This is a genomic window from Novosphingobium huizhouense (genome assembly GCF_020179475.1).
Lineage (GTDB): Bacteria > Pseudomonadota > Alphaproteobacteria > Sphingomonadales > Sphingomonadaceae > Novosphingobium > Novosphingobium huizhouense.
On record NZ_JAILXZ010000001.1, the window covers coordinates 537138 to 549515 of the forward strand.

General features: G+C 70.0%; 12 protein-coding genes. 1 reads left to right on the forward strand and 11 read right to left on the reverse strand.

Going from position 1 to position 12378, the window contains the following annotated elements; translation table 11 throughout:
* Positions 1–4 precede the first annotated feature (4 nt).
* The gene (locus K3A85_RS02655; RefSeq protein WP_225204949.1) at positions 5–1618 is read right to left on the reverse strand and encodes a carboxyl transferase domain-containing protein; all 1614 of its coding nucleotides are present in this window, start codon (positions 1616–1618) and stop codon (positions 5–7) included.
* Between the two features lie 178 nt (positions 1619–1796).
* Entirely contained in the window at positions 1797–2963 is a 1167-nt protein-coding gene (locus tag K3A85_RS02660) for an isovaleryl-CoA dehydrogenase (RefSeq protein ID WP_318248075.1), read from the reverse strand.
* A 95-nt stretch (positions 2964–3058) separates the two neighbouring features.
* Here K3A85_RS02660 and K3A85_RS02665 point away from each other — a divergent pair, with 95 nt between their 5' ends.
* The gene (locus K3A85_RS02665) at positions 3059–3958 is read left to right on the forward strand and encodes a LysR family transcriptional regulator (protein ID WP_225204950.1); all 900 of its coding nucleotides are present in this window, start codon (positions 3059–3061) and stop codon (positions 3956–3958) included.
* Here K3A85_RS02665 and K3A85_RS02670 read toward each other — a convergent pair.
* The 9 genes from K3A85_RS02670 to fabZ all read right to left on the reverse strand — a co-directional run bounded on the left by K3A85_RS02670 (position 3945) and on the right by fabZ (position 12362).
* Positions 3945–4409 (reverse strand): low molecular weight protein-tyrosine-phosphatase, encoded by a 465-nt coding sequence (locus K3A85_RS02670; RefSeq protein WP_225204951.1) that lies wholly within the window; start codon positions 4407–4409, stop codon positions 3945–3947. The two genes, K3A85_RS02665 and K3A85_RS02670, sit on opposite strands and share 14 nt — an antisense overlap.
* Positions 4410–4446: 37 nt before the next feature.
* On the reverse strand, positions 4447–5472 hold the full coding sequence (locus K3A85_RS02675) for an ACP S-malonyltransferase (RefSeq protein ID WP_225204952.1): 1026 nt from the start codon (positions 5470–5472) through the stop codon (positions 4447–4449).
* On the reverse strand, positions 5465–7663 hold the full coding sequence (locus K3A85_RS02680) for a dehydrogenase E1 component subunit alpha/beta (RefSeq protein WP_225204953.1): 2199 nt from the start codon (positions 7661–7663) through the stop codon (positions 5465–5467). The genes K3A85_RS02675 and K3A85_RS02680 overlap by 8 nt, the downstream gene beginning before the upstream one ends.
* A 77-nt stretch (positions 7664–7740) precedes the next feature.
* Positions 7741–8865, reverse strand: a complete 1125-nt coding sequence (locus tag K3A85_RS02685; protein WP_225204954.1) for a glycerophosphodiester phosphodiesterase family protein — start codon at positions 8863–8865, stop codon at positions 7741–7743.
* 76 nt (positions 8866–8941) lie between these two features.
* A complete protein-coding gene (locus K3A85_RS02690; RefSeq protein WP_225204955.1) occupies positions 8942–9889 on the reverse strand; it encodes a bile acid:sodium symporter family protein in 948 nt (315 codons plus the stop codon).
* Positions 9886–10806, reverse strand: a complete 921-nt coding sequence (locus K3A85_RS02695) for a carbon-nitrogen hydrolase family protein (RefSeq protein ID WP_225204956.1) — start codon at positions 10804–10806, stop codon at positions 9886–9888. The genes K3A85_RS02690 and K3A85_RS02695 overlap by 4 nt, the downstream gene beginning before the upstream one ends.
* A complete protein-coding gene (locus K3A85_RS02700; protein WP_225204957.1) occupies positions 10803–11399 on the reverse strand; it encodes a GNAT family N-acetyltransferase in 597 nt (198 codons plus the stop codon). The genes K3A85_RS02695 and K3A85_RS02700 overlap by 4 nt, the downstream gene beginning before the upstream one ends.
* Positions 11396–11809: a ketosteroid isomerase-related protein gene (locus K3A85_RS02705; protein WP_225204958.1), complete on the reverse strand. Its 414-nt coding sequence runs from the start codon at positions 11807–11809 to the stop codon at positions 11396–11398. Before K3A85_RS02705 ends, K3A85_RS02700 begins: the two co-directional genes overlap by 4 nt.
* 73 nt (positions 11810–11882) lie before the next feature.
* Positions 11883–12362 carry a 3-hydroxyacyl-ACP dehydratase FabZ gene (gene fabZ, locus K3A85_RS02710; RefSeq protein WP_225204959.1) on the reverse strand — a complete coding sequence of 160 codons (480 nt, stop codon included), beginning with the start codon at positions 12360–12362 and terminating at the stop codon, positions 11883–11885.
* Between the last annotated feature and the right edge of the window lie 16 nt (positions 12363–12378).

A 12378-nucleotide genomic window follows, 5' to 3' on the forward strand; every position in this document is an offset into this window, starting at 1 on the left:
CTTCTCACATCCGGAACACCCCGAAGCGGGGCGCCTCCGGTATCGGCGCCGCGAGGCAGGCTTCGAGGGCGAGGCCGACGACGTCGCGGGTCTGGGCGGGGTCGATGACGCCGTCGTCCCAGCCGCGCGCGGTGGCGTAGTAGGGATTGCCTTCGTCTTCGTATTTCTGGCGGATCGGGGCCTTGAAGGCCTCGGCTTCCTCGCTCGTCCACTTGTCCGCATCGCGGTGGACGGTGGCGAGCACGCTCGCCGCCTGTTCGCCGCCCATCACGCTGATCCGCGCATTGGGCCAGGTGAACAGGAACCGGGGCGAATAGGCTCTGCCGCACATGCCATAGTTGCCCGCGCCAAAGCTGCCGCCGATCAGCACGGTGATCTTGGGCACTTGCGCGGTGGCGACCGCCGTCACCAGCTTGGCGCCGTGCTTGGCGATGCCTTCGGCTTCGTACTTGCCGCCGACCATGAAGCCGGAGATGTTCTGCAGGAACAGCAGCGGAATGCCGCGCTGGCAGGCGAGTTCGATGAAGTGCGCGCCCTTCTGCGCGCTTTCCGAGAACAGCACGCCGTTGTTGGCGAGGATCGCCACCGGCATGCCCCAGATATGGGCAAAGCCGCAGACCAGCGTGGCGCCATACAGCGCCTTGAATTCATGGAACTCCGAGCCATCGACGATCCGCGCGATGACTTCGTGCACGTCGTAGGGCGCGCGCACGTCTTCGGGCACGATGGCGTAGAGGTCCTGCGGATCGTACTTCGGCGGAACCGGAGCCTTGCGCGCGCCTGTCTCGACTTCGCTCGACACGAACGGGCCCGAGAGGTGGGAAACGATGTCCCTGACAATCGTCAGCGCGTGCTCGTCGTTGTCGGCGAGGTGATCGACCACGCCCGACTTGCGCGCATGGAGATCGCCGCCGCCGAGGTCTTCGGCGCTGATTTCCTCGCCCGTCGCGGCCTTCACCAGCGGGGGGCCGGCGAGGAAGATCGTGCCCTGCCCCTTCACGATCACGGTTTCATCGCTCATCGCCGGCACATAGGCGCCGCCGGCGGTGCAGCTGCCCATCACGCTGGCGATCTGCGGGATGCCGCGCGCGCTCATGTTCGCCTGGTTGAAGAAGAATCGGCCGAAGTGGTCGCGGTCGGGGAAGACCTCGGCCTGGTTGGGCAGGTTCGCCCCGCCGCTGTCGACGAGGTAGATGCACGGCAGGTGGTTTTCCTGCGCGATCTCCTGCGCGCGCAGGTGCTTCTTCACCGTCATCGGGAAGTAGGTGCCGCCCTTCACCGTCGCGTCGTTGGCGAAGATCATGCATTGCCGGCCCGAGACGCGCCCGACGCCGGTGATGATGCCCGCGCCCGGCACTTCATCGCCATACATGCCGTTGGCGGCGAGCTGGCCCAGTTCGAGGAAGGGCGAACCCGGATCGAGCAGGCGCTCCACCCGGTCGCGCGGCAGCAGCTTGCCACGGGCAACGTGGCGGTCTTGGCTGCGCGCATCGCCGCCAAGCGCGGCCTGCGCGACGCGGGCGCGCAAGTCATCGGCCAGCGCCCGGTTGTGCGCGGCGCGCGCCCGGGCCTGGGGGCTCGAGAGGTCGAGGTTGGTCGGAAGGACGGGGGCGGTCATGCGGCTTGCTCGCTTTGAATCAGGACCCCTCCGTCAGCCGCTTCGCGACTGCCACCTCCCCATTTGCGCGCTGCGAAAATGGGGAGGAGCGGTTCCTCCCCGTTTTGCCCTGAGCTTGTCGAAGGGCCAAACGGGGAGGTGGCAGCCCGCAGGGCTGACGGAGGGGTCAGGCTTGTCCTCACGACCCCGCTCCGATCAGCTCGCGCCCGATCAGCATGCGGCGGATTTCGTTGGTCCCGGCGCCGATGTCGAGCAGCTTGGCATCGCGCAGGTAGCGTTCGACCGGCCAGTCCTTGGTGTAACCCGCGCCGCCCAAGGCCTGCACCGCTTCGCCCGCCACGCGGAACGCGCTTTCGCTGGCGAGCAGGATCGCACCCGCCGCATCGAAGCGCGTGGTCTGCCCCGCATCGCAGGCGCGGGCGACGGTGTAGACATAGGCGCGCGCCGATTGCAGCGCGACGTACATGTCGGCGACCTTCGCCTGCATCAGCTGGAACGCGCCGATTGGCTTGCCGAACTGCTTGCGTTCGCGGACGTAGGGAATGACCGTGTCGAGGCAGGCCTGCATGATGCCGATCTGCATGCCGGCGAGGACGACGCGTTCGTAGTCGAGGCCGCTCATCAGCACGCCGACGCCGCCGTGCAGCGGGCCCATGACGTTTTCTTCCGGCACGAAGCAGTCTTCGAACACCAGCTCGGCCGTGGGCGAGCCGCGCAAGCCCATCTTGTCGATTTTCTGCCCTATCGAAAAGCCGGGCATGTCCTTTTCGATCAGGAACGCGGTGATGCCGCGGCTGCCCGCCTCCGGCGCGGTCTTGGCATAGACCACCAGCGTATCGGCATAAGTGCCGTTGGTGATCCAGAACTTGGTGCCGTTGAGGCGGAATCCGCCGGGGACCGCATCGGCGCGCAGCTTCATCGACACGACATCGGAGCCGGCGCCGGTTTCGGACATGGCGAGGCTGCCGACGTGTTCGCCCGAAACGAGCTTGGGCAGGTACTTCGCCTTCTGCTCAGGGTTGCCCCAGCGGCGGATCTGGTTGACGCAGAGGTTCGAGTGCGCGCCGTAGCTGAGGCCGACCGAGCCGCTGGCGCGGCTGACCTCCTCGACGGCGATGACATGGTCGAGATAGCCGAGGCCGAGCCCGCCCCATTCCTCTTCGACGGTCACGCCGTGCAAGCCAAGCGCGCCCATCGGCTCCCACAGTTCGCGCGGGAAGCGGTCGTTGCGGTCGATCTCGGCAGAAATCGGGGCGATCTGCTCGTCGGCGAAGCGGCCGGCGGCTTCGCGGATCATCAGCGCGCTTTCGGTCAGGCCGAAATCGAGATCGGGCGTCGCACGCAAGGCATCCTCCATCAGCAGTTTGGCGGCGATGCTATCACACCGCGGGCCGATGACCACTTGGCGCGGCTTCATGCAGTGCATAGAAGAATGCTATCATGGACCGGCTCCTGCTTCGCTATTTCCTTGCCGTGGTCGATACCGGATCGTTCAGCCGCGCGGCCGACCTGACCCGCGTGTCGCAGCCGACGGTCTCGGCCGGGATCGCCCGGCTCGAGCGCGACCTGGGCGCGCCGCTGTTCGTGCGCTCCAACCGCCGCGTGGAACTGACCGAGGCGGGCGCGCGGCTGGTCGAGCCGGCGCGGCGGATCGAGGCAGCGTTCCTCGAGGCGCAGGCGGCGCTTGCCGAAACCCACGCGGTGACGACGATCCGGCTGGGGCTGGCGGCGACGCTGGCGGCGCCGTTCGTCGAGGCGATCGTTGCGGCCTGCCGCGCGCTGCCGGGCGTGCGACTCGAACTGGTGGAGCGGCGAGCGGGCGAGCTGGCCGCGCTGCTCGATCGCGGGCGGGTCGACCTGACGCTGGGCCCGCTGGATGCGGGCGCGGCGCGGCGCACGGTGCCGCTGTTCGACGAGCCCTACCTGCTCGCGCTCGCGGATGCGCATCCGCTCGCCGCCGAATCCGCGATCCCCGCCGAGCAACTGGTCGACGAGCCCATGCTGGTGCGCCGCCAGTGCGAGGCGCTGCCGCTGGTCAGCCAGTTCTTCACCGCGCGCGGGGTGCGCCCGTTCATGGCCGCGCGCTCGATGAGCGAGGAACGCGTCGCCGGCTACGTCCGCGCCGGGCTCGGGCTGACCGTGATGCCTGCCAGCCTCGGCACGCCCGGGGTGACGCTGCGGCCGCTGGCGGGCTTCGCGCTGCGGCGGACGGTGGGGCTTGCGCTCGAACCGGGCGAGCACGGGCGCGCCGCGCGCAGCGGGGTGATCGAGGCGATCCTGGGCGTGGTGGGTGCAGCAGGTGCGGGCGGCGGGCGAACCGGGGCGATCAGCGCCGGCTGAACTGCGCCACGATCTGCGCGGCCGCGGCATCGACATCGTCCCACGCCGCGGCGAAATCGTGCTCGTCGCCATAGAACGGGTCGATCACCGCGGTGCCCGCCCGACCGGGGACGAGGTCCATCAGCAGCGCGACCTTCGCCAGCGGCCGGCGCGGGGCAACCGCGTGGAGATCGCGCAGGTTGTAGGGATCGAGCGCGTAGATCGTGTCGAAGGTGCGGAAATCCTCCTCGCGCACCTGCCGCGCCCGGTAGGCGGAGATGTCGATCCCGTGGCGCAGCGCCTCGGCCTGGGCGCGCGGATCGGGCGGGTTGCCGACATGCCAGCTGCCGGTGCCCGCCGAATCGATGGTGAGCGCGATGCCCGCCGCCACCGCGCGCGCGCGCAACGCCGCCTCGGCCATCGGCGAGCGGCAGATGTTGCCGAGACAGACGAACAGGATGCGCGGCTGCATCACCGCTCCTGCCGGATCAGAGCCTGGTGCCTTGTCGTCATCGGATCACGATACCCCGCTGGCTTGCCCTGCCAACGCCGATCAGGAACGGATCCTCTTCCTGCCGTGCAGAAAAACCGTTTCGCGACGAAATGTCCAGCCACCGATTGCGCACCAGCACCTGCCCGATCGCGCCGCCCAAGGTTTCGCCCGGGCCGAGCAGGACCAGCCGGTCGGGGGCGAACTCCTTGAGCGCGACGGTGATCGCGGCGGTGAAGTCGTAAGGCTCGAGGATCTGGTGGCCGAAGGTGTAGTCCCACAGCGCCGCAGGATCGGTCGAGGCGCGCCGCCAGATCGCGCCGCGCCCGTCGATCAGCGGGATCTGCGGCTGGCCGAACCAGGCCTGCGGCAGCGAGGCGCGCGCGGCGGCGGCGCTCGGGTGCATCAGCGGGGTGTGGAAGGGGCCGTGGCCGGGCAGCCGCATCGGCGGGCGCGACAGCGGCGGCAGCGCGGACTCGAACGCGGCGAGCGCGGCCGCGGGGCCGGCCACCACCAGCATCCCGCCGAGCCGGATCGAGGGCAGCACGCCGTGCGCCGCCATCAGCGCCGCGATCTCGTCCTCGCGCGATGGATCGACGCGCCAGTCCTCGCCGGCGAGGACCAGCACGCTCTGCCCGCCCTCGTCGTGCGCCTGCGAATTGACGCCCATCGCATCGGCGATGCGGAACGCCTCCTCGGCGCCGACCGCGCCAGCGCAGGCGAGCGCGGTGTACCAGCCCATCGAATTGCCGGTGACCGCGACGATCTCGAAGCGGTCGCGGTCGAGCGCAAGGAAATCGAGATAGGCGCAGGCGTGGATCAGCGGCGCGGCGACATCGCCCTTGAGGTGCGCCGGGGTGAACTTGGGCGCGGCGTCGAGCGCGGTCAGCGCCGCCTTGCCGGCCTGCTCGCGGATCGCGTCGAAGCGCGACAGCAGCGCCTCGCCCGCGTGGTGGCGTGCAAGGTAGCCGAGCTCTGGCGCGTTGTAGGTGCCGCGCCCCGGACAGACGACGACGATGCGTTCCTTCGCGGGTGCCTCAGCCACGGACCATCTCCAGCGCGCGGGCGACGATCATGTCGCGGCTCGGCAGCGTGTGGGTGGCGGCGCGCGCGAGCGGGATGAAGCTGTCGGTCGCGGCCAGGCGCGTCGTCGGCTTGTCCGGCTGGCGTTCGGCGAACAGCGCCATCAGCGCCTCGCTCTGCGATCCGGTGACGCGGCATTCGTCGACGATCAGCACGTGCGCGCAAGGCGCGGTGGCGGCAAGCAACGCCTCCTCGGGCAGCGGGGCGAGCCAGCGCAGGTCGATCACCCGCGCGGCGACGCCCTGTGCGGCCAGCAGCTTCTGCGCCTGGCGCGCGAGGAACGTGCCGTTGCCGTAGGTGACGATGGCAAGGTCGGCGCCATCGCCATGCACGCCCGGTTCGCCGATGCGCACGACGTGTTCGCCGGGCGGCGGGTAGAGCCCGGTCATCTCGCCATCGCCTTCGGCATGGAGATCGCGGGTCATGTAGAGCGCGATCGGTTCGACGAAGACGACCACGCGCTGTTCCTCGTGCGCCAGCCGCACGCATTCGCGCAGCATCGCCACGGCATCGCGCCCGTTCGACGGCACGGCCAGGATCACGCCGGGAATGTCGCGGAATACGGCGAGGCTGTTGTCGTTGTGGAAGTGCCCGCCGAAGCCCTTCTGGTAGGGCAACCCGGCGATGCGCAGCACCATCGGATTGGTGAACTGCCCGTTGGAGAAGAACGGCAGCGTCGCCGCCTCGCCGCGGATCTGGTCCTCGGCATTGTGGACATAGGCGAGGAACTGCACTTCGGGCAGCGGCAGCAGGTTGTTGTGTGCGGCCCCGATGGCGAGGCCGAGGATCGCCTGCTCGTCGAGCAGCGTGTTGATCACGCGGGCCGAACCGAAGCGCTGGTGCAGCTTCTGCGTGCAGGCATAGACCCCGCCCTTGGGCCCCACGTCCTCGCCACAGACGATGGCGTTGGGGTATTGCAGCAGCACGTCGGCGAGGCCCCACGAGATCAGCTTGGCCATGTGCTGGGGCTTGGCCATCGCGCTCGCCTCGTCGGCGAACAGCGCGGCGCGCGCCTCGGCCGGAGCGGGCGGGCGGTCGCCGCCTTCGCGCCGGGGCGGAACGATGCTCGCCATGACTTCGGCCGCATCCTTCAGCTTGGGGCGGCGGATCGCCTGTTCGACCGCCGCGGCGAGCGAGGCTTCGATGGCGTTGTATTCGTCGGCGATCTCGGCGGCGGTCATCACCCCTTCCTCGATCAGCAGCGCCGCGCTCGCCAGCAGCGGATCGCGCGCCTCGTCGGCGGCGATGTGGTCCTTGCTCAGATAGGCGAGCTGCATGTCGTTGCCGGCATGGCCGTAGAGCCGCACGGTCTTGAGGTGCAGGTACACCGGCTTGCGCTTGGCCCGCGCAAAATCGATCGCCTCGCGCGCGGCGCGGTGGGCATCGGCGAGATCGCAGCCGTCGGCGGCGATGTAGCGAAGCCCGGCACGGTTCGACCAGGCCGCTTCGATCCAGCCCGGCGGGGTGCGCGTCGAAATGCCGATGCCGTTGTCTTCGCAGACGAACACGATCGGCATCGGCGTGTTCTGGAACGCGGCCCAGGCGGCGGTGTTGAGCGCGCCGACGGCCGTCGAGTGGTTGGCGCTGGCATCGCCGAACGAGCAGATCACCACCCCGTCGCTGGCGAGCACTGTATCGTTCCAGCCCATGCGGCGGGCAATGCCGATGGAAAAGGCCGCGCCGACCGCCTTGGGCAGATGGCTGGCGATGGTGCTGGTCTGCGGCGGGATCATCAGCCGCTTGGAGCCGAGCACCTTGTGCCGCCCGCCCGAGATCGGATCCTCGGCGCTCGCCGTGAAGGACAGCAGCATGTCCCACGCCGGGGTTTCGCCCGGCACGCGGCTGGCGCGGTGGATCTGGAAGGCGGCGTCGCGATAGTGGAGGAAGGCGATGTCGTCGGTGCGCGAGGCTTCCGCCAGCACCGCGTTGCCTTCGTGGCCCGACGATCCGATCGTGTAGAACCCCTCGCCGCGGGCCTGCAGCTTGCGGCTGAGACGATCGAGCTGGCGGCTGGTCATCTGCGAATGGAGCAGCGCCGCCGCGCGCGCCGGCGCCAGGCCCGCCTCGGCAAGGCCGAGGTTGGAGCGGCGGCGCAACGTGCCGCGCTCGAGCGCGGCAAGGAACTTGGCGTGGACCTGTTCGGCGGCGTCCATCAGCGCGATCCGGTTTCAATGGCAATCATGCCGCAGCCCTAGCCCAGCACGATCGCCGCGTCACCAGCCACGCTGCCTTACTGCCCCCAGTCGCTCTCGGCGAGGCGGCCGATCGCCGGATCGTCGGTGAACACGCCGTTGACCCCGGCATTGAGGAAGCGGCGCATGTAGGCGACCGCGCCTGCCTGGTTGCGCTCGTTCTCGCCGCCGTTGCGCAAGTTGGGCGGCAGGAAGCGGTTTTCCGGGCGGAAGGTATAGGCCCCGACCAGCAGCTCGGCGCGCTGGGCATCGGCGAGGAACTCGGTGCGCACCAGATGGCGGCCCTCGTCGCGGGTGTTGAAGATGCGCTCGGTCGGGGCGCAGACCCAGTCGGCATAATCGGCCACGACATAGAAGCCCTTGGGCGTCGCCATGTCGCCATAGGTCGTCTTGCCCTTGGCGGCGACGATGTCGGCGGGGCGCTTGGCGTCGTCGTCGAACAGCTGCATCAGCTGGACATTGCCGTACTGGCCGATCTCGCGGCGCAGGCGCTTGAGACCGGCGGTCTCGAACGACTGCACGATCAGCGGCGCGTCCTGGAGGTAGGGCAGGCGGTTGAAGGCGGCGAGGAACAGCCCCTCCATGTCGAAGCCGGCAGCGGCGAAGAAGGTGGAGTGCTTGATCTCGGGGATCAGCCCGACCTCGCGCTTGGCCTTGGCGCCCTCGGCCTGGACGAAAGCGACGATCTCGTCGAGCGTGACGATCTCGAACTTGCCGTCGTAGCTCATGCTTTCGGGGCGGACCGCGCCGAGCCGCTCCTTGCAGCGCAGGGTCTTGAGCTCGGCCAGCGTGAAGTCGTGGGTGAACCAGCCTTCCTGCTGTTCGCCGTCGATCGTCAGTACCTTGCGGCGGTCGGCGAACTCGGGATGGGCGGCGACATCGGTGGTCTCGGCGATGTTGGGCTCGTGGCGGGCGACGAGCACCCCGTCCTTGGTCGGCACGAGATCGGGCTCGACGAAGTCGGCGCCGTCGGCCATCGCGCGGCCGTAGGAGGCAAGCGTATGCTCGGGGCGCAGCGCGCAGGCGCCGCGGTGGCCGAAGACGTAGGCCTGCGGCGGCACCGGCGGCATCACCCGGGTCTTGCGCTGCGGCGCGGCCATCCCGCACAGCGCGAAGGCCGCGGTCCCGGCCAGAATCTCACGACGGGAAAGGGACAGGGTCATGGCGATTCCTCCTTCAGGCTTGACCGAGGACGCCCGCTATGACCTTCGCGCGACAGTGCCGTGACAGCGCCTGGCGTCAATCGCCCGCGCGCGCGGCATAGCGCCGGGCGATCGCCGCGCAGGCCATCAGCTGCGCCTGGTGGAAGATCATCACCGGCAGGATGGCGGCGCCCGCCACCGCCGGGGGGAAGATGATCTTGGCCATCGGCGCCCCGCTCGCCAGCGACTTCTTCGAGCCGACGAAGACGATCGCGATCTCCTCCGCCGTCGCATAGCCGAGCGCCCGCGCGATCACGGTGGTCAGCGCCAGCACCACGGCAAGCAGCAGCAGGCACAGCCCCAGCACCGCCAGCATCTGCAGCGGCGCGACCTTGTGCCACAGCCCTTCGACCACGGCGGCGGCGAACGAGGAATAGACCGCCAGCACGATCGTGCCGCGATCGGTGAAGGTCAGCAGCTTGCGGTTGCGCTCGGCCCAGGCGCCGAGCCAGGGGCGCAGCAGGTGGCCCAGCACGAACGGCAGCAGCAGCTGGCTGGCGATCTTGCCCACCTGCCCGGCCGAGATGCCGCCTTGCGTGCCGAGCAGCGCGCTCGCCAGGAACGGCGTGACCATCACCCCGAACAGGTTGGAGAAGGCCGCCGCGCACAGCGCCACCGCGACATTGCCCCGCGCCATCGAGGTGAACGCGATCGACGACTGCACCGTCGAGGGCAGCGCGCACAGGTAGAGCACGCCGATCCACAGCGCCGGCGGGAGGAGGCCGGGCAGCGCAAGGTGCAGCGCGATGCCGAGCAGCGGGAACATCACGAAGGTGCAGGCCAGGATCAGCAGATGGATCTTCCAGTCGGTCGCCGCGGTCACCAGCGTCTCGCGCTTCAGCCGCACGCCGTGGAGGAAGAACAGCAGCGCGATGGCCGCGGTGGCGACGCCGTCGACGACGAGCGCGGCAGCGCCGGTCGCGGGAAACAGGCTGGCCAGCGCAACCGTCGCCAGCATGATCAGGATGAAGGGATCGATCTTCACAGCAGGCTCACGATCTCGACCGGAGGGAGCGGGACGGCGCCGGGCTGCTCGCGCCAGTGCCGGGCATTGAGCACGCCGCCGTCGGCGCGCAGTTCGGCGACCAGCGCGGGATCGATGCGGGCGTGGACCCAGCCCGCCGCGCCTTCCTCGCCCAGCGCGAGCACGCCGTCCTCGGGCATGGCCCAGTCGCCGCCGCGCACCGCGTCGGGCGGGCCATAGACCCCGGCGGCACCGCGGTTGACGTCGACCGCCGGCGACCACGCCGCCTCGCCCACGGTGGGCGACTGGACCACGTAGCATTGCCCTTCCAGCGCGCGCGCCTGCGCGCCGATCCGCACGCGCCAGTAGCCGTGCAGGCTATCGGTGCAGCTCGGCACCAGCAGCACTTCGGCGCCCGCCTCCACGGCGGCGCGGGCGAGCAGCGGGAATTCGCTGTCGTAGCAGATCGTCACCGCAATCCGGCCGAGCGCGGTCTCGAACAGGCGGAGCCGGTCGCCGGCCGCGATGGCCCACTGTTCGCGCTCGAAGCGGGTCATCACCAGCTTTTCCTGCGCGCCGCGATTTCCGTTGGGCGCGAACAGCCGCGCGACGTTGCGGTAGCGCCCGTCGGCATCGCGCCGCGGCGCACTGGCGGCAAGGATGTGCACGCCGTGGCGCGCGGCAAGCTCGGCGTGGAGGTCGTCGACCCGCGGCAGCAGCGCCGAGACGGTCGCGATCGAGCCGTGGAGGTCGCCCATCGTCGAAGGGTCGAGCGCGGCCAGCTCCATCGCGCCATATTCGGGGAACACCAGCAGGTCGGCCCCGCCCTCGACGCCGAGCGCGACCCAGCGCGCGAGCTTGGCGGCATAGGCGTCCCAGTCGGCGAGCGGTTCGATCGGGTACTGCGCGGCGGCGACCTGCCAGCCGAACGCGTTCATGCCGCCCCCCAGCGGCGCAGCCAGACCTGCATCGGCTTGTCGCTTTCGCTTGTCTCGCCGTGCTCCTTCCAGGCGAGCCGCGCGACAAGACCCGCAACCGGGGCATAGCCGCGCCGGGTCCAGAACGCGTCCAGCGGGGTATAGCCGGCGGGCCGCGCCGGATGGTCCTCGGGGCGGATCACCGCGGCAAAGCACGCGGCCTCGGCGCCGCAGGCGCGGGCCTGCGCCTCGCGCGCATCAAAGAAGGCGTGGCCGATGCCGCGCCCGCGGTAATCGGGCAGCAGCACGCTCTCGCCGAAGTAGAACAGCCCGGCGCTGTCGAGCCCGTGGGCCTCGAACGGCGCGCGGAACCCGGCGTTCTGGTGGCACATCGGCGCAGCGGTGGCGGCGCCGACGATGCGCGCGCCATCGAACGCTGCAACCAGCACCGCGTCCTGCGACGCGGCGTAGTCGGCGAGATAGGCGGCCTCGTAGGCCTCGTCGCCGTCGTAGAGATAGGGAAAGGCCGAAAAGACCGCTATGCGCAAGGCGGCAAGGTCGCCCAGCGCGGCCTGCACCTCGGGCCCCGTCAGCGGCCGCACCGCAATGGTCATGCGCCGATGACCTGCGCTTCCCAGTCGGCGAGGTTGTAGTACATCGTCAGGCGGCTGATCCGCCCGTCGGCAATGGCGAGGAAGGCGCCTGCGGGGAGCACGTAGGTCTGCCCGCTGGCTTCGGGCAGGCCCTCGTCGGTCGCGAGGTACCGGCCATGGACCACGAACTCGGCGGCAGCGCGGGCGCCGTCGTCGCTCGCCATCAGCACGATGTCGGTCAACTGCTCGGCGTAGCAGCGCTCCATGTGGGCAAGGAATTGCTCGAAGGCCGCCTTGCCGACCACCCGCTCGCCCTGGTTCACGTCGTGCGCCACGTCCTCGGCCAGGCAATCGAGCATGCCCTGCCAGTCGCGCGCGTTGAACGCGGCGTAATAGCGGGACAACAGCGCGATCGTTTCGGCACGGGCCATGGGCAGGTCTCCTTCGGGAACCGCCTTAACCGCTGCCCTCGGGCGCCGCCAGTGGGGCCGCGCACCCTATTTCTCAGGAGTCGGCGATCATCGCGGTGAAGCTGCACTCGGTCGCGATCCTGTCGCCGAGCATGGCGCGCCCGGCGAACTTGCAGACGCGCGCGCGCTTCTGGGTGAATTCGACGTGCAGATCGAGCAGGCAGCCGGGCTCGACCGGCGTGCGGAACTTCGCCTCCTCGATCGCCATGAAGTAGACGAGCTTGCCCGTGCCGGCGAGGCCCAGCGTCTCGACCGCGAGGACGCCGGCGGCCTGCGCCAGCGCCTCGATCTGCAGCACGCCCGGCATGATCGGGCGGCCGGGGAAGTGACCCTGGAAGAACTGCTCGTTCATCGACACCGCCTTGATCGCGTGGATGCGCTCCCCCACGACCAGTTCGGCGACGCGATCGACCAGCAGCAGCGGATAGCGGTGCGGCAGCGCCGCCATCACGCCCTTGATGTCGAACGAAAGCGGCGCAGGCGCGGCCGCTTCCGGCTGGGTCCCTTCGGTCATTCCCCGGTGCGCTCCG

Coding starts and splice junctions, on each gene's coding strand:
- K3A85_RS02655 (WP_225204949.1), bottom strand. CDS start 1,618: ATGACCGCCCCCGTCCTTCCGACCAACCTCGACCTCTCGAGCCCCCAG.
- K3A85_RS02665 (WP_225204950.1), top strand. CDS start 3,059: ATGGACCGGCTCCTGCTTCGCTATTTCCTTGCCGTGGTCGATACCGGA.
- K3A85_RS02670 (WP_225204951.1), bottom strand. CDS start 4,409: ATGCAGCCGCGCATCCTGTTCGTCTGTCTCGGCAACATCTGCCGCTCG.
- K3A85_RS02680 (WP_225204953.1), bottom strand. CDS start 7,663: ATGGACGCCGCCGAACAGGTCCACGCCAAGTTCCTTGCCGCGCTCGAG.
- K3A85_RS02685 (WP_225204954.1), bottom strand. CDS start 8,865: ATGACCCTGTCCCTTTCCCGTCGTGAGATTCTGGCCGGGACCGCGGCC.
- K3A85_RS02695 (WP_225204956.1), bottom strand. CDS start 10,806: ATGAACGCGTTCGGCTGGCAGGTCGCCGCCGCGCAGTACCCGATCGAA.
- K3A85_RS02700 (WP_225204957.1), bottom strand. CDS start 11,399: ATGACCATTGCGGTGCGGCCGCTGACGGGGCCCGAGGTGCAGGCCGCG.
- K3A85_RS02705 (WP_225204958.1), bottom strand. CDS start 11,809: ATGGCCCGTGCCGAAACGATCGCGCTGTTGTCCCGCTATTACGCCGCG.
- fabZ (WP_225204959.1), bottom strand. CDS start 12,362: ATGACCGAAGGGACCCAGCCGGAAGCGGCCGCGCCTGCGCCGCTTTCG.